20 protein-coding genes are annotated in these 19,794 nt (G+C 71.1%); 14 read left to right on the top strand and 6 right to left on the bottom strand.

The features are described from left to right. Positions 1-101 precede the first annotated feature (101 nt). The 5 genes from E4T13_RS02345 to E4T13_RS02325 all read left to right on the top strand — a co-directional run bounded on the left by E4T13_RS02345 (position 102) and on the right by E4T13_RS02325 (position 6,520). The gene (locus E4T13_RS02345) at positions 102-1,079 is read left to right on the top strand and encodes an NADPH:quinone reductase (RefSeq protein ID WP_137176627.1); all 978 of its coding nucleotides are present in this window, start codon (positions 102-104) and stop codon (positions 1,077-1,079) included. Positions 1,080-1,176: 97 nt separating this feature from the next. After that, on the top strand, positions 1,177-2,580 hold the full coding sequence (locus E4T13_RS02340) for a hypothetical protein (RefSeq protein ID WP_137176626.1): 1,404 nt from the start codon (positions 1,177-1,179) through the stop codon (positions 2,578-2,580). 155 nt (positions 2,581-2,735) lie between these two features. Further along, positions 2,736-3,656, top strand: coding sequence for a GNAT family N-acetyltransferase (locus E4T13_RS02335; RefSeq protein ID WP_137176625.1), 921 nt, complete (start codon positions 2,736-2,738; stop codon positions 3,654-3,656). Positions 3,657-4,031: 375 nt separating this feature from the next. Further along, positions 4,032-5,138, top strand: coding sequence for an FIST signal transduction protein (locus tag E4T13_RS02330; protein ID WP_170984757.1), 1,107 nt, complete (start codon positions 4,032-4,034; stop codon positions 5,136-5,138). Next, entirely contained in the window at positions 5,135-6,520 is a 1,386-nt protein-coding gene (locus E4T13_RS02325; RefSeq protein WP_137176623.1) for a sensor histidine kinase KdpD, read from the top strand. Before E4T13_RS02330 ends, E4T13_RS02325 begins: the two co-directional genes overlap by 4 nt. A gap of 266 nt (positions 6,521-6,786) precedes the next feature. Here E4T13_RS02325 and E4T13_RS02320 read toward each other — a convergent pair whose 3' ends face one another. Further along, positions 6,787-8,037, bottom strand: a complete 1,251-nt coding sequence (locus E4T13_RS02320) for a fatty acid desaturase (RefSeq protein WP_137176622.1) — start codon at positions 8,035-8,037, stop codon at positions 6,787-6,789. A 608-nt stretch (positions 8,038-8,645) separates the two neighbouring features. Here E4T13_RS02320 and E4T13_RS02315 point away from each other — a divergent pair. The 7 genes from E4T13_RS02315 (at position 8,646) to E4T13_RS02285 (ending at position 14,316) form a co-directional block, all read left to right on the top strand. Beyond that, positions 8,646-9,605 carry a tripartite tricarboxylate transporter substrate binding protein gene (locus tag E4T13_RS02315; protein WP_137176621.1) on the top strand — a complete coding sequence of 320 codons (960 nt, stop codon included), beginning with the start codon at positions 8,646-8,648 and terminating at the stop codon, positions 9,603-9,605. After that, complete coding sequence (locus tag E4T13_RS30370; RefSeq protein WP_240791026.1) at positions 9,602-10,060, top strand: tripartite tricarboxylate transporter TctB family protein; 459 nt, start codon at positions 9,602-9,604, stop codon at positions 10,058-10,060. Before E4T13_RS02315 ends, E4T13_RS30370 begins: the two co-directional genes overlap by 4 nt. A 1-nt stretch (position 10,061) precedes the next feature. Beyond that, positions 10,062-11,522 carry a tripartite tricarboxylate transporter permease gene (locus E4T13_RS02305; protein WP_137176619.1) on the top strand — a complete coding sequence of 487 codons (1,461 nt, stop codon included), beginning with the start codon at positions 10,062-10,064 and terminating at the stop codon, positions 11,520-11,522. Next, a complete protein-coding gene (locus E4T13_RS02300) occupies positions 11,522-12,892 on the top strand; it encodes an MmgE/PrpD family protein (RefSeq protein ID WP_137176618.1) in 1,371 nt (456 codons plus the stop codon). The genes E4T13_RS02305 and E4T13_RS02300 overlap by 1 nt, the downstream gene beginning before the upstream one ends. A 175-nt stretch (positions 12,893-13,067) precedes the next feature. Next, a complete protein-coding gene (locus E4T13_RS02295; RefSeq protein ID WP_137176617.1) occupies positions 13,068-13,259 on the top strand; it encodes a hypothetical protein in 192 nt (63 codons plus the stop codon). 89 nt (positions 13,260-13,348) lie between these two features. After that, positions 13,349-13,900 carry an NUDIX domain-containing protein gene (locus E4T13_RS02290; protein ID WP_137176616.1) on the top strand — a complete coding sequence of 184 codons (552 nt, stop codon included), beginning with the start codon at positions 13,349-13,351 and terminating at the stop codon, positions 13,898-13,900. Between the two features lie 101 nt (positions 13,901-14,001). Continuing rightward, positions 14,002-14,316 carry a hypothetical protein gene (locus E4T13_RS02285; RefSeq protein ID WP_137176615.1) on the top strand — a complete coding sequence of 105 codons (315 nt, stop codon included), beginning with the start codon at positions 14,002-14,004 and terminating at the stop codon, positions 14,314-14,316. On the opposite strand, the gene E4T13_RS02280 is transcribed toward E4T13_RS02285, so the two are convergent. Together E4T13_RS02280 and E4T13_RS02275 are read right to left on the bottom strand one after the other, a co-directional pair. Next, positions 14,297-14,848: a hypothetical protein gene (locus tag E4T13_RS02280; protein ID WP_137176614.1), complete on the bottom strand. Its 552-nt coding sequence runs from the start codon at positions 14,846-14,848 to the stop codon at positions 14,297-14,299. The genes E4T13_RS02285 and E4T13_RS02280 overlap by 20 nt on opposite strands. 46 nt (positions 14,849-14,894) lie before the next feature. Continuing rightward, on the bottom strand, positions 14,895-15,689 hold the full coding sequence (locus E4T13_RS02275) for a creatininase family protein (protein WP_240790956.1): 795 nt from the start codon (positions 15,687-15,689) through the stop codon (positions 14,895-14,897). 103 nt (positions 15,690-15,792) lie between these two features. On the opposite strand from E4T13_RS02275, the gene E4T13_RS02270 reads away from it, so the two are divergent. Further along, positions 15,793-16,077: an osmoprotectant transporter permease gene (locus tag E4T13_RS02270; protein ID WP_137176613.1), complete on the top strand. Its 285-nt coding sequence runs from the start codon at positions 15,793-15,795 to the stop codon at positions 16,075-16,077. A 6-nt stretch (positions 16,078-16,083) separates the two neighbouring features. Further along, on the top strand, positions 16,084-16,395 hold the full coding sequence (locus tag E4T13_RS02265; protein ID WP_137176612.1) for a hypothetical protein: 312 nt from the start codon (positions 16,084-16,086) through the stop codon (positions 16,393-16,395). A gap of 9 nt (positions 16,396-16,404) precedes the next feature. Here the strand turns inward: E4T13_RS02265 and ftsY are convergent, their stop codons facing one another. Genes ftsY through dapF form a run of 3 tightly spaced genes read right to left on the bottom strand, consistent with a single transcriptional unit; the run spans position 16,405 to position 19,684 of the window. Continuing rightward, positions 16,405-17,637 (bottom strand): signal recognition particle-docking protein FtsY, encoded by a 1,233-nt coding sequence (gene ftsY / locus E4T13_RS02260; protein WP_170984755.1) that lies wholly within the window; start codon positions 17,635-17,637, stop codon positions 16,405-16,407. Positions 17,638-17,640: 3 nt separating this feature from the next. Beyond that, complete coding sequence (gene mtaB / locus E4T13_RS02255; protein WP_137176611.1) at positions 17,641-18,867, bottom strand: tRNA (N(6)-L-threonylcarbamoyladenosine(37)-C(2))-methylthiotransferase MtaB; 1,227 nt, start codon at positions 18,865-18,867, stop codon at positions 17,641-17,643. Next, on the bottom strand, positions 18,857-19,684 hold the full coding sequence (gene dapF / locus E4T13_RS02250; RefSeq protein WP_137176610.1) for a diaminopimelate epimerase: 828 nt from the start codon (positions 19,682-19,684) through the stop codon (positions 18,857-18,859). Before dapF ends, mtaB begins: the two co-directional genes overlap by 11 nt. Between the last annotated feature and the right edge of the window lie 110 nt (positions 19,685-19,794).

Raw genomic sequence — 19,794 nt, 5'->3', positions numbered from 1 at the left:
CATCGGCCCAGCCTAGCCGCCCCTGAGACCTGCACAACCACGAGCCTTGGCCGCGCCCGCTCTTCCCGGCACAAGAAGCGCGGACGGGAAGGACACGGGCGATGCGGGCGGCGTGGTACGAACGGAACGGACCGGCGCGCGAGGTGCTGGTGGTCGGCGAGATGCCCACCCCCTCCCCCGGTCCCGGCGAGGTGCTGGTGCGGCTCGCCACCTCCGGCGTGAATCCCTCGGACTGGAAGACGCGGGCGGGCAGCCGGCCGATGGTTGCCCCGCGCGTGATCCCGCACAGCGACGGCGCCGGCACCATCGAGGCCGTCGGCGAGGGCGTGGACCGGGCGCGGATCGGCGAGCGCGTCTGGATCTGGAACGGCCAGTGGAAGCGCCCCTTCGGCACGGCAGCCGAATACATCGCCCTTCCCGCCGCCCAGGCCGTGCGCCTGCCGGATAACACCGGGTTCGAAGCCGGCGCCTGCCTCGGCATCCCCGCGCTGACGGCCTGGCGCGCGGTGCAGACGGATGGCGGCGTCGCCGGACAGTCCGTGCTGGTCGCCGGCGGCGCCGGCGCGGTCGGGCACTACGCCATCCAAATGGCGAAGCTGCTCGGCGCCGCGCAGGTGATCGCGACCGTCAGCTCTGCGGGGAAGGCGGCGCATGTGCGCGCGGCCGGCGCCGACCTCGTCGTGAACTACCGCGAGGAGGACGTCGCCGCGCGCGTCGCGGAGGCCACCGGCGGGCGCGGCGTGGACCGGGTGGTGGAGGTGGACCTCGCCGCCAATGCCGCGCTGCTGCCGCAGGTGGTGGCGAAGGACGGGCTCTGCGTGTGCTATGGTTCGGGAAAGCCCGAGATGGCGCTCGCCTTCGGGCCGATGATCATGTCCGGCGCGGCTATCCGCTTCTTCATCGTGTATGAACTTTCCGTGGCAGCACGCGAACAGGGCCTGGCGCAGCTCGGCTTCTGGCTTGAAGGCGGACAGCTTGCGCATGCCGTCGGCGCCACGCTGCCGCTGGACCGCATCGCGGAAGCGCATGAGATGGTTGAGCGCGGCGCGGTGATGGGCAATGTCGTGCTGACCTGCTGAACGGCCATCGCGCGCGGCCGTAGCGCGGATCGGGAGAGGAAGGCAGCGCGGGGCATTCGCGGCGGGACCGCCGCCGTGGCCCACGCGACCGAGGAGCATGGAAGAACGCAAGCGCATCGCCGGGCTGGTGCGGGACTACATCGCGCGCGAGCGGATGTCGCGGGAGCAGTTCGCCCATCGCACCCGGCTGGGCAAGTCCACGGTCGACAAGCTGCTGACCGGCCTGTTCTCCGACCGGACGCTGGCCATCGTGGAAGGCCAGACCGGGCTCGTGCTGCGGCAGAGCTCTCCGGCGCGCGACGCCGCGGGCGGTGCGGCCGACGGGCCTTCCATCGCCGTGCTGCCCTTCACAAACATGAGTGGCGACGCCGGGCAGGATCACATCGCCGACGGCCTCGCCGAGGACATCATCACCGCGCTGTCCCGCCTGCGCTGGCTGTTCGTGATCGCGCGCAATTCCAGCTTCAGCTATCGCGGCGCGGTTGACGTGCGGCAGGTCGCGCAGGAACTCGGCGTCCGCTACGTGCTGGAAGGCAGCCTGCGCACCGCGGAGGCGCGCATCCGCGTCACCGGCCAGCTCATCGACGCCGGCAGCGGCAAGCATATCTGGGCCGAACGCTACGACCGCGCGCTGGCCGACGTCTTCGCGGTGCAGGACGAGATCACCACCCATGTGGTCGCCGCGATCGAGCCGCATCTTTATGCCGAGGAAGGCTTCCGGGCCGCCAGCCAGCCGCCAGAGAGCATGGACGCGTGGGGCCTGGTGGTGCGCGCGCTCGGCCTCGTGAATCGCGTCGGGCGGCGGGAGAACCAGGAGGCGCAGTATCTGCTCCGCCGCGCCATCGCGATCGACCCCGGCTATGCCCGCGCGCATGCCACGCTCGCCTGGGCGATCTGGTGGGCGACGCTCTGCTATGGCTGGCCCGATCCGCGCAGCGGCTATGTCGAGGCGCGCCGCATCGCGGAGGAAGCGGTGGTGCTGGACCCGGCCGAGCCCTGGGCGCGCATGGTGCTGGGCATGAGCCTCAGCAATGCCGGCGCGCATGACCAGGCTTTGGCCGAACTGCGCACGGCGCGGGAGCTGAACCCGAACTCCGCCATCGGGCGCTGCATGCTGGGCTGGGCGCTGTTGCGGGCCGGCCAGTACGACGCCGCGATCGCGGAGACCGGGCTTGCACTGCGGATGAGCCCGCTCGACACCTTCGCCGGCATCTACAGCTCGACCCACGGCCTGGCGCTGCTCGGCGCAAGGCGGTTCGAGGCGGCGCTGCCGCATCTGCGCGCCTCGGTCGCCGCCTTCGCGGAATACACCGGCCATTACCACACGCTGATCAGCTGCTGCGGCCATCTCGGCCTGGTGGAGGAGGCGCGCACCTTCATGGCTGTGCGGGAAAGGCTCGGCCCACCGCTCCGCCTCGGGGTCATCCGCCGCGTGCTGGCCAATTTCGCCCATTGCGGCACCTTCGTCGAAGGGCTGGAGAAAGCCGGCGTGCCGGAGTGACGCCGGCGGCAAGGCGGTTCCGGAAAGCGGCGGAACTCCGGCAAGCCTGGAAGATCGCATGGGCGACGGCGCTGCGGCATGGTCCGAGCATCCACCGCCCTGGCAGGGCGCCCTTCGCGGCGCCGGCCTGGCCGGCACGAAACCGGAGAAGCGCCGTGTCCCTCGCCCTGCTCGCCCGGCCTGCCGGGCTGCCGCCCCCCTGGCCCGACCCCCAATCCGTGACCCTGCGTCCCGCCACCATGCGCGACGCCGAGGCTTGCGGCCGGGTGCTGCACGCCGCGCAGCGCGACCTCGCCAGCCGACATGGCGTAGAGCCCGCCTTCGCCTCGGCGGCAGTCGCCGCGGCGCGGGCGGCCGGGTGGCTCGCGGACCCCGCCTTCTTTGCCGTGGTCGCGGAGCATGCGGGCGAAGTCGTCGGTGTCGGCTTCCTGCAGGAGCGCGACGAGATCCGCGGCATAGGACCGACGGCCGTGGCGCCGCGGCACCAGATGGCAGGCATCGGCCGTCGCCTGCTGCGGGCGCTGCTGGACCGCGCGGAGGGGGCGGCAGGCGCAAGGCTGGTCCAGGATGCTGCCGCCATGCCTGCCGCGGCGCTGCATGCGGCGCTGGGCTTCGAGGTGAAGGCGCCGCTGCTGCTGCTGGAGGGGTGCCCGCGGGATCCGGCGGAGCCGGGCGAGGGCGTGCGGCCGATGCGCCCGGAGGATGTCACTGCCTGCGACGCCCTGCACGCCGCCGCTCACGGCGTCGGTCGCGCCCAGGAGATCCGTCACGTCCTGGAGGCCGGCGCACCGCTGGTGCTGGAACGCCGAAACCGCATCGCCGCGTATCTCACCGCGCCGGAGGATTGGCAGGCCAACCACGGCGCGGCCGAGACCGCGGCCGACCTGATCGCCCTGCTGGCCGGCGCCGCGCGGCGCGGCCAGGGCAGGCTCGGGCTGCTGGTGCCGAGCCGCCAGTCGGACGTGCTGCGCTGGTGCCTTCAGGCGGGGATGCGGGCGGTGAAGCCGATGGTGCTTCTGGCGCGCGGCAGCTACCGCGTGCCAGCGCGCTGCTGGGTCCCTTCGGGACTGTATTGAAACGGCGCCAGGCGGGAATGCGTGGCTGAGCGCGCTCTCCGCTTTTCTGCAATATCATGTATACTGAGTTGCGACATTACCCAGAAGCTGATCCTTCTGCACGGAGGGTATCGGAAGACGGACGTGTCTCGAACTGCGATACAAATTTGCACGCAATAGTTGACGCCTTGGGCCTCGCTTCGTCATAAGGATAGCTCTGACAGGGTTGGCGCACGCTGGTCGGCGAGGCTTCGTCGGCGACGGGCGTCCACCGTGCGTGTGGGCGGCTGGAGGCCCCGGATGCGAGTCGGTTACGGCAGAAGTCCGGATCCCGTCGCTGCAGTGCGACAGGCCGTGGCTGCGCTCGGGACGGCGGCGGACAACGCCCGCCTTCTGATGGCTTTCTCGGGCGGCAAGCTCGACCCATTCGCCGTGCGCGCCGCCCTGGCGGATGCGCTGGGGCCGGTACCGGTGGTCGGCGGCTCGGCGGCCGGCGCCATCTCCCGCAGCGGCTCCGGCTACAGCGGTTTCGAGCTGGGCCTGGTAGCCTTCCACGACCCGGACACGGCGCCGCAATTCCTGGTGAGCCGTGGCCTGGAAGTGGATGAGCGCAAGGCCGGCGCGGACATCGGCGCGCAGGTGCGCAGCGTGGTCAGGCAGGACCAGGTCGTGCTGCTGCTGTTCGACAGCGTTGCCAGCACCCAGCCGCCGAAGCTGCACTATGCGAGTTCCATCGTTGCCGGCTTCAACGAGGCGGTTGGCAACGCGCCGGTGAACCTGCTCGGCGGCGGGCTGCTGACCGACATGAACATGTCCGGCGCCTGGGTCTTCGACGGCGACGGCGTCAGCAAGCACGCCACCGTGGCGCTGGTCTTCCCGCCCAACGTCTCCGCGGAGACGGTGATCCTGCATGGCTGCCGGCCGGTCAGCGCCTTCATGGAGATTACCCGCATCGACGGCGCCACCGTCTATGAGCTGGATGGCGAACCGGCGCTGAAGGTGATCGAGCGCATGCTGGGGCTGCCGATCGGCGGCGGGCGCGGGCAGGAATTGTCGCTGGTGGCGACGCTCGGCCAGAAGCAGGGCGATCCCTATGCGCCCTATGACGAGAAATCCTACGTCAACCGGCTGATCCTGAGCGCCGATGCGAATACCGGCTCGATCACCCTGTTCGAGCCGGATTTCGAGGAAGGCGCGCTGGTGCAGATCATGAGCCGCGACAACGGCCTCATGCTCGATTCCGTCCGCCGCGGCGTGGAGGAGATGAACCGCACGGTCGGTGGCCACGACAACCTGCTCGGCCTCTACATCGATTGCGCGGGTCGGGCGAGCGCGCGCAGCGGCTCCTCGATCGAGGAAGCCGAGCTCGTGGTGCGCGGGCTGGACGCGAAGGTGCCGCTGCTCGGCTTCTATTCGGGGGTGGAGGTCGCGCCCTTCGACGGCGAGCACAGCCGGCCGCTGGACTGGACCGGCGTGCTGACGGTGCTGCGGAGGCGACAGTGACAGAACTGCGCGCCCTCGACCTGGCGAAGCTCGAACGGGAGCTCGCCTATTACCGGCGCGAGTGCAACGACCTCGGCGCGCGCCTGCTGCGCCTGCAGGAAGAGCAGAGCCAGGCCTTCCGGGAAGCGCGCCGCAGCCGCACCGTCGCCAAGCTGATCCGCGAGGCGCACCGGCTTTCCGACCTCTGCGCGACCCCCGAGGAACTCGGCGCCTCGATGCTGGAGGTGATCGTCGAGAACACGCTCTGCGACCGCGCCGCCTTCGCGCGGCACGAGCCCTCCCCCACCTCGCCCGACCTGTTCCGCGTGACGCATGCGATCGGCTTCGGCTCCGACGCGCCGGCGGAATTCGCGACGGTGCCCGCGGCGCCGGCCTTCTTCCTCACCACGGCGCGCAGCGTGATCGAATCGCCCGCCTATGAGCTCACGGGCATCCTGCGCATGCCCTATGTGCTCTGGGCCTATGACCGCGCCTCCGGTCATGCGCTGATCCTCGGCAACCACTCGGAGGCGAATGTCAGCCGCCCCTTCGAGAGCGGCGACCAGGAACTCGTGGAGGGCGCGCTCTCCGTCTACATCGACGTGCTCGCGCGCAAGCAGTCCGAGATCGAGTTGCGGATCGCCAAGGCGACCGCCGAGGAGGCCAGCGCGCTCCGCGCGCGCTTCATCGCCACGCTGAGCCACGAGCTGCGCACGCCGCTGAACGCGATCATCGGCTTCTCCGACATGATGCTGCCGGGGTCGAGCTATCGCCTCACGGCGCACCAGCACGCCGAGTACGCGCAGCAGATCAACGAATCCGGCCGGCTGCTGCTGGAGCTGATCAACGACATCCTGGACTACTCCAGCCTGGCGAAGGTGGCGCCGCAGCTCAGCCTGGTGTGGTGCCGCGCGGAGACGCTGCTCGGCGCCTCGGCGCGCGAGCTGTCGGCGCTGGCGATGCAGAACGACGTGCGGCTGGAAGTGCGGCGCGGCGAGCCGGGGCTCGAGATCAAGGTGGACCAGCTCCGCTTCCGCCAGGTGATGAACAACCTGATCAGCAACGCGGTGAAGTTCACCGGCGCGGGCGGCAGCGTGACCGTCTCCGCCAGGCAGCGCCCCGACGGCGCGGCGGAACTGCTGGTGCGCGACACCGGCGTCGGCATGCGGGCGGAGGACATCCCGCGCGCGCTGGAGCCGTTCCAGCAGATCGATGGCGGGCATTCCCGCAGCTTCCCCGGCACCGGGCTCGGCCTGCCGATCGCCAAGGGCCTCGTCGAGGCGCATGGCGGCACGCTGCGCATCGTCAGCGCCCCCGGGGAGGGCACGGCGGTGACGATCATGCTGCCGGAGAGCGTGGTGCGCATCGCGGAGCTGCCGCCGGCCGAGCCGGGCGCGGCCTGAGCAGACCTGATCAGCGGGACTGATGGACGCCGCAGGCTGCGGGCGCGGCGCGCGGGCGCACGGCCGCCTGTCAGGGCGAGGCGGCGCGTCAGCCACAGGACTACACGGATGGATGTAGTTCCGGCCCAATGCCGGGGCGGTTGCCGCACCAGCCGATTTCGGCGGTGCGGCCCGTAGTCTCGCCGGTCCGGGCAGGACGACCCCGGTGCCGGCGAGCGGTCCGCGCAGGAGTGGCGCGGACCCGTTCCGGACGAAGTTCTTCTGGTTCAGCCCTCCTGCAGGCGCTCCCCATAGGTGACAGGCGCGGCCGCATGGGCCGCGGGCTCGCGGCCGAGCGTGGCCGGCGCGGTCTTGGCGAGGCTCGCCAGGCTGCGGTCGACGGCGTGCATCAGGCCCCAGGCCTCGAAGTAGCCGGTCGGGAAGCCCGGCGAGCCGTTCTCCAGGTCCTGTTGGCGCGCATGCGCGTAGGTGGTCCAGCGCTTGGTCGCGGGGCGACGATGATGGAAGTCGTGGCAGGGCGCGTCGCCGCACAGCACGAAGAGCCGCACGAAGAGCTGCACCGTCAGCATGTTGGCCCACCAGCCGGTCCAGGCGAGCGCGCCGCCAAGCGTGTTCGCCTTCTCGAGCGGCGGCTGCGCGCCGGGGAAGACGCCGCAGGTGGCGTGGCAGACGAATTCCTTGTCGCGCGCGGCGATCAGCTCCGCCTCGGGGAAGCTGTGCTCGACCAGGATGCGGAAGATCGTCGCGATCTGCAGCAGCACCGACACGGGCAACACCCAGGCGAGCAGGAACAGCCAGAAGGTGCCGGTCGCGACGGTGGTCATGATGGCGGCGCTCCAGGCGATGCGGCCGGTCCAGTCATGCGCGGCATCGCCGGTGAACAGGCTCGCCTGGATGCGGCGCGAGAAGAACTTCCAGTGGAACACCGGAGAGACGCAGGCGACGATCACGCGGCGCCACAGCTCGCGCTTCGGCAGGCCGGCCTCGAGGCCGAGCAGGCCGAGCACGAAATCGGCGAACTCGTCTTCCTCGGTCAGCAGCTTCTTCGCGCTGTGATGGATCATGTGCTCCCGCTGGTAGTCCTCGAAGCGCTTGAACAACAGCAGGGAGGAAATCAGCCTGCCCGCGCGACGGTTGCTTTCGCGGGTCGCGAAGACCGTTCCGTGCGAGCAGTGATGGAAGATCACAACCTGGAATAGGCCCAGTCCGCAGCTCGTGAAGGTGAGGCCGACCGGCACCAGCAGCCACATCGCGAGCGGCGGATCGCTCAGCAGGAATGGCAGGACCGTCAGCGCGCAGCCGCCGATCATCCAGGCGAGCGCGCCGACGACGAAGGAGATCGCGCTGCGTGACGGGGCCTCCTCGCCCATCGCGGGCTTCGCGGTCAACCATGTCAGGAAAGGCTGCAGATAGGTCGGCAAACGTACAGCCATGGCCTCCCGCGGGCTCGGCAGCTCGCGCGAAAGCGGCTGGTCCGCTTCCACCGCAGGTTCCCTCTGGCTGGGCAGAACAAGCATGATGGTCCTCCTGTCCGAAACGGTGATGGTTCGTCCTGATGCGCAGCTGATCGCGCGACAGTGTATTGACACACCTTTCGATTGATCAGGAGGGCAAACTCGCTACCTAGTTGCCTGAGTCGCGAATTCACCCGCCGCCAAGTGGCCGCCGCGACACGGCCCGTGCGGCAAACCCGCGCATACCGGGCCTCTTGTCGAAGCCCGGCCCCGTCGCGGACCGCCGATCCTCGATCAGCTGCCATACAATGTCATGCGCCGGGCCGGCACCGCCATCCGCCGGTGCTCGCCCGGCAGCATCGTTGCTTCCCGCAAACCTTCACGCGAAGGCCGGGCCGGCACATCGTCAGGAAGTCTCGCGAGCATGCATCGAGACCGGAAATTTCACCCAACGCAACGCCAGTGTTGCACAATCATGAACTCATTGCACGAAATTCTTTCTTTTGCAGCAACCTGCGCGCGATCATGACGGCGGCATATCACGCGGCCGCGACATCGGTTGCAGCGCGGCGCGGAGCACCAATCAGACACCGGAACGGACGCGACGCAGCCGCCTTGCGCGACTCCGACGGCTGAACCACGATCCCCGGCAAATCCAGGGAGGATCCAGCATGATCGGCCGCCGTCTTGCGCTCTCCGCGGCGCTCCTGCCGCTGCTGCCAACCGCGCCGCTGCGCGCGCAGATGCGCTATCCCGTGAACCCCGTCACGCTGATCACCCATTCCTCGCCCGGCGGCGGCAGCGACGTGTTCCTGCGCGAGCTGATCAAGCACCTCCAGCCGGTGATGGGGGTCAGCTTCGCCGTGGAGAATGTCCGCGGCGGCTCCGGCGCAACCGCCGTCGCGCGCGTCGCGCGCAGCGCGCCGAATGGCGGCACCTTCTACGCGACAACGCCGACCTACATCCAGACGAGCTACCTCAGCCGGCCTGAGGTGCGCTGGGACGGGCTCGACCCGATGGCGATCGTCTTCCTCGATCCCGAAGTGATCTACACGCGCAGCCAGTCCTCGTTCCGCACCTTGAAGGAGGCGATGGACGCGGCGAAGGCCAATCCGGGCCGCCAGCGTTGGGGCGCCGCCAATCCCGCCTCGCTCGAACGGATCGCGATGGAGCGGCTGAACCGCCTGACCGGCGCGCGCGCCGCGGTGGTGAGCCACGAGGGCGGCGCGGACCTGATGGTCGGCGTGCTGAACGGCACCTACGATGTCGGCATCGGCGAGATCCAGGAGGTGAAGGCGCAGCTCGAAGCGGGGCGCATCCGCCTGCTCGGCGTCCTCACCGAGAGCCGGCTGCCGGAATTCCCGGACCTTCCGACGGCGAAGGAACAGGGGCTCGACCTCGTCGTGACGAAGTTCCGCGGCCTCGCCGGCCCGAAGGGAATCCCGGACGACATCGCGGCGATGTGGGAACAGGCGCTGCGCACGGTCCTCGCCAGCCCCGCCTATCGCGACGTGTACACGAAGGAGGCGCTGGTGCCCGTGATGCTCGGGCGCGAGCAGGCGCGGCGCTTCACCGCCCAGGCCGCGGAGGACATCGGCGCGGCGCTGCGCGAAATGGGCGTGATCCGCTGAGCCGCCGCGGCGACATCGCACTCGGCCTCGCTGCGATCGCGGCCGGCGGCGCCTGGTTCCACCAGGCCGTTGGCATCGAGGACAGCCTGTTGTCCGATGCGGTCGGCGCGGGCGGCGTGCCGATGGCGCTCGCCGCCGTGATGGCGGGCGCCGGCGCGCTGCTGGTGCTGCGCAGCCTGCTGCGTGCGCCGCCGGCCGGGGAGTCGCGCAGCATCGCGGCGCACGCCAAGGCGGCCGGGCTGCTGGCGATGATGATCGCCTATGTGCTGGCCGCGCCCATGCTGGGCTATCCGCTGGCGATCGGCCTGTTCGCCGCCGCCGTCGCGGCCTATGGCGGCGCGCGTCTCGGCTGGCGCGTGGCGGCCTTCGGCGCGGGCGTGGCAGCCTTCGGCTGGCTGGGCTTCGTCAAGCTGCTCGGCGTGGCCTTCCCCGTCGGCACGATCTTCGGGGGATAGGTTGGACCATATCGCCTCGGCGCTCGGCGGCTGGACCGTGCCGGCCGCCTTCGCCGGCTGCCTCTGGGGCATCTTCGGCGGCGCCCTGCCGGGCATCTCGCCCTCCATCGCCATGGCCCTGCTGCTGCCCTTCACCTACGGCATGGAACCGGTCACCGCGATCGTGCTGCTGGCCAGCGTCTATGTCGGCGCCGAGTATGGCGGCTCCATCCCGGCCATCCTGATCCGCACGCCCGGCACCAACGCCTCCGCCGCCACCACGATCGACGGCTACGAGATGGCGCGGCAGGGCAAGGCGGGCGAGGCGCTGGGCATCTCGCTCGTCTCGGGCCTCGTCGGCGGCCTGTTCGGCCTGGCGGTGCTGGTGCTGGCGACGGAGCCGCTGGCGGAGGTCGCGCTGGCCTTCACGCCGATGGCCTATTTCTCGCTCGCGATCCTCGGCCTGTCGGTGATCGCCTCGCTGTCCGGCGGATCGCTGCTGAAGGGGGTGATCGCCGCCTGCCTCGGCCTGCTGGTCGCGACGATCGGCAGCGATCCCGTCTCCGGCGTGCCGCGCTTCACCTTCGGCAGCCCGGACCTGCTGGGCGGCGTGCGGCCGATCCTGATCATGGTCGGCCTGTTCGCCGTCAGCGAGATGCTGGTGCAGATCGGCGAGCCCGCCTGGGGCAAGGCCGAGAAGCGCGACACGCGCCTGAAGCTCCCCTCCTTCGGCATGCAGCGCCGGCTGTTCCGGGCGCAGGCGATCGGTTGCGGGATCGGCACCTTCGAAGGCGTCACGCCCGGCGCGGGCGGCACCGTCGCGGCGTTCATGGCCTACAACGAGGCGAAGCGCTGGTCCAAGCAGCCGGAGGAGTTCGGCAAGGGTTCGCCCGAAGGTGTCGCCGCGCCGGAGAGCGCCAACAACGTGGTCACGGCGACGGCGCTGGTGCCGCTGCTCTCGCTCGGCATCCCCGGATCGAACTCCGCGGCGATCCTGCTCGGCGGCTTCCTGATCCACGGGCTGCAGCCAGGGCCGATGCTGTTCGAGAAGGCGCCGGAGGTCGTCGCCGGCCTTTACTGGGGCCTGCTGCTGGCCAACATCGCCATGCTGCTGCTGGGCCTGGTGATCCTGACGCCGGCGCTGTGGCTGGTGAACCGCCCGAAGCCCTATCTGATCGCCGCCATCCTGGCCCTGGTGCTCTCGGGCGTCTTCGCCATCGAGCAGTCCTTCTTCGATGTCGGCATCGTGCTGACCGCGGGCGTCGTCGGCTACCTGCTGCGTCTCGCCGGCGTGCCGACGCTGCCGCTGGTGCTCGGCGTCGTGCTGGGTTTCATGGTGGAGAGCAACTACCGCCGCAGCCTGGTGATCTCCTTCGGCGACCATTGGGTGTTCCTGCAGGACCCTGTGTCGCTGATCCTGCTGAGCCTGGCCGCGCTGCTGACGGCCTGGTCCCTCTGGCGTGAATTCGGAAGGAAGACGTGATGGCTGAGAGCGTGCCGGAAGGCCCGACGGTCGCGGAGCGGCTGGCCGAGGCCGCACTCGCCGCGCAGCCCGATGCGGCGGTGCGCGAGACATGCGAGCGGCTGCTGATGGACATCATCGGCCTCTGCGTCGCCGCGCGCGGCACCGATTACGTCGCCGCGACGCTGGGCGCGGTGGAGGGCAGCGGCGCCTGCAGCGCCTTCGGCCATGCCGGCGGCTTCAGTTCGACCGATGCCGCGATCATCAACGGCACCGCCTCCCATGGCGAGGATTACGACGACACCTTCGAAGGCGGGCCGATCCATTCGGGCGTGGTGATCGTGCCGGCGGTGCTGGCCGCGGCGGAGCGCTTCGGGCTGACCGGCGCCGACGTGCTGCGCGGCATCGCCGTGGGCGCGGAAGCGGCGTGCCGCCTCTCCACCGTGGTGCCGAAGGCCGTGCACAAATCCGGCTTCCACCCGACCTGCGTCTTCGGCGCGCCGGCGGCGGCGCTGGCGGTCGCGGTCGCGATGAGGCTGACGCCGAAGCAGGTGGTGGATGCCGTCGGCATCGCCGGCTCCATGGCGTCGGGCATCATCGAATACCTGACGGACGGCGCCTGGACGAAGCGGCTGCATCCGGGCTGGGCGGCGCAGGCAGGACTGCGCGCGGCGCTGCTGGCGAAGGGCGGCTTCTTCGGCCCGCGCACCGTATTCGAAGGCCCGCACGGACTTTTCCACGGCTTCGCGCACACCACGCAGGGGAATTGGGGCGCGCTGCTCGACGGCTTCGGCCGGGACTGGGTGGCGGCCACCATCGCCTTCAAGCCCTGGGCCAACGGCACCATGGTGCAGCCCTATGTCGATTGCGCGGTGAAGCTGCGCGCGCGGGGCGTGAAGGCCGAGGACATCACCGCCATCACCTGCGAGACCGCCGAGGGCATCCTGCACCGTCTGTGGGAACCGCTCGCCTCCAAGCAGGCGCCGCCCAACGCGTATGCCGCCAAGTTCAGCACGCCCTATGGCATCGCCGCCGGGCTGATCCTTGGCGGAGCGGGGCTGGAAGCCTTCACCGAGGCGATGGTGATGCGCCCGGACCTGCGCGCGCTCTGCGCCAAGGTTTCCTACGTGGTGGATCCGCAGAACCCGTATCCGCGCGCCTATACCGGGCATGTGCGTGCCACCCTACGCGACGGCAGCGTCGTGGAGGAGCGCCAGGCGAATCTCCGCGGCGGCCACGCCGATCCGCTCTCCCGTGCCGAGATCGAGACGAAGGCGCGCGACAATTGCCGCTATGGCGGCTGGGACGATGCGCGGGCCGCGGCGCTGGTCGGCTTCGCCGCCCGCGCCTTCGACCTGCCGAAGCTGGACCTCGCCCCCTTCCGGGGGTGAGGCGGCTTTCATCCTTCGTTGGGATTTGCGTGCTTTCTACCGGAGGTTGCTGGATCGTTAACGCCGGCGCAGCCCATCCTGCGGCATGCGCCCGATCGGCCTGGATGCCCGCGCTGCCCGTATCCGCTTAAGGCGGCGTTCAGACCTGCGGCCTATCGTGCTGCGCATGATCAGCATGAATTCCCTCGCCGCCTTCACCGCGGAGGTGTCGCGCTTCCAGGGACCCGTGCAGGCGCGCGGGGCCACCGGGACGGCCGGCGCCGCCACCGCCTCTCCCGCGCCCGAGTCGCCGCGTCGGCTTGATGCGCTGCCGCCGCCCCCGGCTACCCCGCTGCCGCGCGGATCGCTGCTCGACCTCAAGGTCTGACGCCGGCCTGCCGGGCCGGGAACGGACCGCCCGCGGCACATGGCGCGGCACGCCTTGCCGGGACTATCGCGGCGCCCCAACCTTGCGCCATGTCGCTCGCCAGCAACTTCGTGCGCCGCATCCCCGAGGGGGAGGACCGCGAGAGGCTGACCTGCGCCGATTGCGGCTACATCGCCTACGAGAACCCGAAGATCGTCACCGGCTCCGTCGTGGCCGTGGATGGCAGGGTGATGCTCTGCCGCCGCGCCATCGAGCCGCGCCGCGGCTTCTGGACAATCCCCGCCGGCTACATGGAACTCGGCGAGACGGTGGAGGAGGCTGCCCGGCGGGAGGCGCGCGAGGAAGCCTGCGCCGAGATCGCCATCGAAGGCGTGCTGGCGCTCTATTCCATCGCACGGATCGGCCAGGTGCAGGTGCTGTTCCGCGCGCATCTCGCCACGCCCGGCTTCGCGGCCGGCGCCGAGAGCCTGGAGGTCCGGCTGTTTGCCTGGGAGGAGATCCCGTGGGAGGAGCTGGCCTTCCCGTCCGTCCACTGGGTGCTGAACGCCTGGCGCGAGACCGGCGACGGCCCGCTCGGCCCGCCCCGCACCAACCCTGCCGAGGACCCGCGCGGAACCCGGCATCTGGGTCAGGGCGCGTGATGCGGCGCGGTGCGATCGTCCTGCTGGCGCTGTCCCTGGCCCCGGGCTGCGCTCCGCCCCAGCCGCCCGCGACTGTCAGGTCGGACGCACCGCCGCCGCCCGTGGTCCGCCCCGCACCGCCGACGCTGACCCTGGGCCAGCCCTTCGCCGTGCGCACGACGACCGCCGCCTTCGAGCCGGCCCCCATGCCCAACCGCGCCATCGAGGCGCCGCCTGATCGCCTGAGCGATCCCATGGCGCCGCGGCTCGAGCCGATGGTGCTGCGCCCGGACCGCCCGCAGGGCATGACCTTCGGCTCGGAGCATCTGCGCGACAGTGTCCCGGACCGCTCCATGGAGGAGATGCTGCCGCAGGGCCTGCGCGTGCCGATGGACAACCTGCTGCCCGGCGCGCGGCTCAGGATTCCCTTCGAGTAGGACGGCGCGCCACGCCCAGGCCGGCGAGGCCGACGAGCAGCACCGCCACGCTTGCCGGCGCCGGCGCGGAGACGATCCCGGGCGCAGTCGCGACCCGCGTCACGCCGCTCGCGCTGACCATGTAGCCGGCCTCCGCGAACAGGATCAGCTTCGACGGACCGCCAAAGGTGCAGCCAACGCCCACGGCTTCCAGGCAGATCGCGTTCTCCGCCGGGCCGTCGATGATGTAGAATGCACTGTTGTTGCCGGCATGATCGAAGAACAACCCTGCCGTCGTCGCGCTGAACGCCCCGCCGAGCACCACCGCCTGGCTGTTGGCCGGGGTGAAGCTGAAGATGTTCGACGGATCGGCAATTTCCACGGCGTAATCGAGGATGTTCGGCGTTGCGAGGGTGCCGATCGTGCCGTCGGTGGTGATCGTCCCGGTCGCGCTCGCCTTCCCCACCGTGAGGGACACGTCGTAGACCATGTCGGCCGCGGCGGGCGCGGCGCCGAGCAACGCCAGCATCGCAAGGGTGGCAGGCGGTCTCATTGCGTGGTGTCTCCGGGGTGTCCGGTGATGGTTCGGGCGCGGGCGGTCACAGTCCCTGTCCTGCACGGCCAGGTGCCCAGACGGCGTCCGGCGCCTGCCAGATCGCCGCGTCGCGCAGCATGGCCGCGAGGCCCGCGGCCATCGCCTCGAAGATCGCCTTGCCCTTCTCCGCCGTCGCCGCGCGCGGATCGCCGCGCACGCCGGTGACGGGCGCGCGCTCGGCGAAGGACCGGAAGCGCGTCGCGGCTGCGTCGCCGGCGGAGAAGCCGCCGGGCGAGACACTGTTCTCCACCTCGCCGCGGCGCACCTGCGCGGGGTCGAGATGCAGCCAGAGGCTCGTCTCGCCCTCGCAGGCGTGCTGGATGCCCGGCTGCGTCTTCAGCGCCGCGGCAATCGCCTGCGGGGCCAGCCTGGTCACGGTGGTGGTCACCACGGGGATGCCGAACTCATGCGCAAGCTCGCGCGCGCTGACCGCCAGCGGCTCGATGTTGCCGCCATGCGAGTTCAGCAGGAACAGCCGCCGGAAGCCGTCCGCGATGATGGAGCGCGTCACGCAGCGCAGCACGCCGGCGAAGGTCGCGTAGTCGAGGCTTATCGTGCCGCCGAAGGGAAAATGGTGCTCCGAGAGCCCCATCCACATCGGCGGCAGCACCACGGCAGGCAGCTCCGCCGCCAGCTCCGCGCCGCGGATCGCCAGAGCATGCCCGACGAAGCTGTCGGTCCAGACCGGCAAATGCGGCCCGTGCTGCTCCAGCGCGGCGACCGGCAGCACCACCACCGCATTGCGTGCCGCCATCGCGCGCAGCTCCGGCGCGGTCATGCGTTCCCAACGGACTTCCACCGCACCTCTCCCCTTTTCGATACGCGAGCCTCGGCAGGGGCGCGCACGCGGTCAAGGCAGGCAGGCTGGCGCAAGGGACGAAAACACCATTACGCTGCCGGGCATGATGGCTTACCGGATCATGCTCGGCATCGCCCTGCTCACGCTCGGGGTCCTGCTGTTCTTCTTTCTCTGGGGAGTCTCGGACGGCACCGTCTCCGACTTCAACATCCTGATCTGGCTGGTGACCCTGGCGGTGCCGGCGGCGGCTGTGGCGGGCGGGGTGGCGATGCGGCGGCAGGGCCACGGCGCCGCCGCCATCGCGTTGCTCGGCGTGGTGGCGGTGCCGGCGGTGCTGCTGGCGCTGTTCTTCCTGCTGCTGATCCTGATGCAGCCGCGCTGGAACTAGCAGGCGATGCGCGCGGTCTGGGCCTGGCGCCTGATGCTGCTGGTGGCGATCCCATCGCTCGCGCTGGTGGCCATGGCGACCTTCACGCAGCTTCCCTTCGCGCTGGCGGATCCCGGGAACAAGGACCGCGAGGGGCTCATCGCCTGGGCCGTGGCGGTGGCGGCCGGGGTGGTGGCCTTGATTGCCAGTGTCGGATTCCGTCGCGCCGGGAAGATGACGCCGGCGATCCTGCTGGTCGCCATCGTCGCCCTGCCGGCGCTGGCGGGCATCGGCATCTTCGCACTGATCGTCACGCTGTTCATCCTGAAGGGGAACTGAGCGCGCCCGTCAGTCCAGCCCGACCAGCCCCCGCGCGAAGTCGCGCGCCGTGAAGGGCCGCAGGTCGTCGGCCTTCTCGCCGACGCCGACGAAATGCACGGGCAGGCCGAATTCCTGCGCCAGCGCGACCACCACGCCGCCCTTCGCGCTGCCGTCGAGCTTGGTCACGGCGAGGCCATCCACCTCCACCATCTCCCGGAACACCTTCACCTGGCTCAGCGCGTTCTGGCCGGTGGTGGCGTCGAGCGTCAGCAGCACGGAATGCGGCGCGGTCTCGTCCAGGCGGCGGATGACGCGGATGATCTTGCGCAGTTCCTCCATCAGGGCGGACTTGTTGTGCAGCCGGCCGGCGGTGTCGATCAGCAGCACGTCCATGCCCTCGGCCTTCGCGCGCGCCAGCGCGTCATGCGCGAGGCCGGCGGCGTCGGCGCCCATCTTCGCCGGCGCGACAACCGGGCACCCCGTCCGTTCGCCCCAGATCTGCAACTGCTCCACGGCGGCGGCGCGGAAGGTGTCGCCGGCGGCAAACATCACCTTGTGGCCCTGCCGGCGATACTGCTGGCCGAGCTTGGCGATGGTGGTGGTCTTGCCGGTGCCGTTGACGCCGACCACCAGCACGACATGCGGCGCGCGCGCCGGCAGGATCTCCAGCGGCTTCGCGACGGGGACCAGGATCTCCGCGACGCTGTCGGCCAGCGCCGCCTTCACCTCCTCGTCGGTCACCTCCTTGCCGAAGCGGGTCTTGCGGAAGCCTTCCACGATGCGGCGTGCGGCAGGCACCCCGAGATCGGCGGAGATCAGCGTCTCCTCCAGCTCCTCCAGCGCCTCGTCGTCCAGCTTGCGCTTGCGGAAGACGGTGGTGATCGTCTCGGTCAGCCGCGCCGTGGACCGCGAAAGCCCGGCCTTGAGCCGGGCGAACCAGCCGCCGCGCTGCTCGGGTTCCGGCGCCACTTCGGGCTCAGGCGCCAGCTCCGGCACCGTATTCGCCAGCGCCTCCCGCAGCGCCGCGCTGTCCTCGCGCGGCGGCGCGGGCGGCGGAGGCGGCACGGGCTCGGGCGACGGCGGAACGGTGGGCGGGATCGGCGCGGCCGGGGTCTCGTAGGGCGGCGGCAGATTCGGATCCGGCATCACCGGCACGGCCGGCGGCGGGAACGTAGGCTCCGGCGTGGGCGTGGGGTCCTGCGGCCCTTCCCCCGGTGTGCCGCGGCCACGCAGCCGATCCCAGAATCCCTTGAGCGCCATGCGTCAGGCCGCCTTTCCGATCAGGCCGTCATCCCCGGCGGCAACGATGCGCAGCGCGCGAAGTTCGCCCGGGCTTCCCGCCTCCTCGGCGAGGCGGACGGGCGCGAAATGCGGCGTGTGGCCGCGCCCGTTGCGTTCCAGCAGCACCTGCTCCGTCAGCCCCACGCGGCTGTCGTAGAAGCGTCGCGCCGCGCGCTGTCCCGCCGCCCGCAACAGCGCCGCGCGCTCCCGACGAAGCGGCACCGGCAGTTGCGGCATGCGCGCGGCCGGCGTGCCGGCGCGTTCGGAATAGGGGAAGACATGCAGGAAGGTCAGGCCGCAGCCTTCGACCATCGCCAGCATCGCCGCGAAATGGTCCTCCGTCTCGGTCGGGAAGCCGGCGATCAGGTCGGCGCCGAAGACGATGTCGGGCCTGAGCCGCCGCGCGCGGTCGCACAGCGCCTCCACCTCCGCGCGCGTGTGGCGGCGCTTCATGCGCTTGAGCATGAGGTCGTCGCCATGCTGCAGCGAGAGGTGCAGATGCGGCATCAGCCGCCCCTCCTCCGCCACCAGGCGCCACAGATCCTCGTCCATGTCCGCGGGATCGAGCGAGGAGAGGCGCAGCCGCTGCACCTCCGGCACCAGCGCCAGCAGCCGCCGCGCCATCTGGCCGAGCCGCGGCGCGCCCGGCAGGTCGCGGCCATAGCTGGCGATGTCGACGCCGGTCAGCACCACCTCGGCATAGCCGTGCGCCGCCAGCGCGCGAACCTGCTCGGCGATCGCGCCGAGCGGCACGCTGCGCGACGGGCCGCGGCCGAAGGGGATGACGCAGAAGGTGCAGCGATGGTCGCAGCCCTGCTGCACCTGCACGAAGGCGCGCGCACGGCCCGCGAAACCCGTGACCATCCCAGGCGCGGTCTCCGTCGCCGCCACGGCATCGGTGGCAGTCGCGGCCCAGGCCGCCGGCTTCAGCTTCTCGCCGTTGCCGATGACGCGCGCGACGCCCGGCAGCGCGGCCCAGTCGCCGGGTGCGATCTGCGCGGCGCAGCCAGTCACGATGATCCGCCGGCCGGGATTGTTCCGCGCCGCCCGCCGGATCGCCTGCCGCGCCTGGCGCTCGGCTTCCGCCGTGACCGCGCAGGTGTTGACGATCAGCGCATCCCCCTGCCCCGCCTGCGCCGCGAGTTCGCGCATCGCCTCCGACTCGTACGCGTTGAGCCGGCAGCCGAAAGTGAGGATCTCAGGCTGCATAGGCCGCGAGGTCGAGCTCGCCGGTGAAGGCGGTGGCGACCGGGCCTGTCATCAGCACATGCCCGTCGTCCCGCCATTCCATCTCCAGCGCGCCGCCGGGCAGCTCCACCGTCGCGCGGCGCCCCGTCAGTCCGCGCCGCGCCGCGTTGACGATGGTGGCGCAGGCGCCGGAGCCGCAGGCCAGCGTCATCCCCGCGCCGCGTTCCCACATCACCAGCCGGATGCGCTCCGGCGAGAGCACCTGCGCGAAGCCGATGTTCGCGCGGTCGGGGAAGATCGGGTCGCGTTCCAGCTTTGGCCCGATCTCCGCCACCGGGATGGCGTCGAGGTCCTCCACGAAGAAGGTCGCGTGCGGGTTGCCCATGGAGCAGGCTGCCGGGTCCCTGACCGGGCCGAGGGCGAGCGGCAGGTGCAGCGTGTCCATCTCGCGCGCCAGCGGCACCTCGCGCCAGCCGAGCCGCGCGGGCCCCATGTCGGCGCGCCACATGCCGTCGGGCAGCCGCTCCACCGGCAGGTCGCCGGCGATGGTGCGGACCACCACGCGATCCTTTCCGGCCTGGTCGGCGACCAGGGAGGCGATGCAGCGCGTGGCATTGCCACAGGCGCCGGCCTCGGAGCCGTCGGGGTTCAGGATGCGCATGAAGACGTCCGCACCCTCCGGCGGCGGTTCCAGGATGATGAGCTGGTCGAATCCGATTCCGCGGTGCCGGTCGCCAATGGCGCGCGCGGCCGCGGGCGTGACCGGCACTGCGCGGGCGCGCGCGTCCAGCACGACGAAATCGTTGCCCAGGCCATGCATCTTGCGGAAGGGAACCATCGTGGCAGCGGATATAGGCGGCGCGCGCCCGCACCGGAACCCGCGGCGGCGGCAGAGCATGGCAGCCGCGCGCGGGCGAGGTCGCGGAGGACATCCACCTCCGCGTCAAA

Source organism: Roseomonas sp. AR75 (genome assembly GCF_005222815.1).
In the GTDB taxonomy this organism is placed as follows: domain Bacteria; phylum Pseudomonadota; class Alphaproteobacteria; order Acetobacterales; family Acetobacteraceae; genus Falsiroseomonas.
This window is presented reverse-complemented; position numbering and strand designations above follow the sequence as displayed.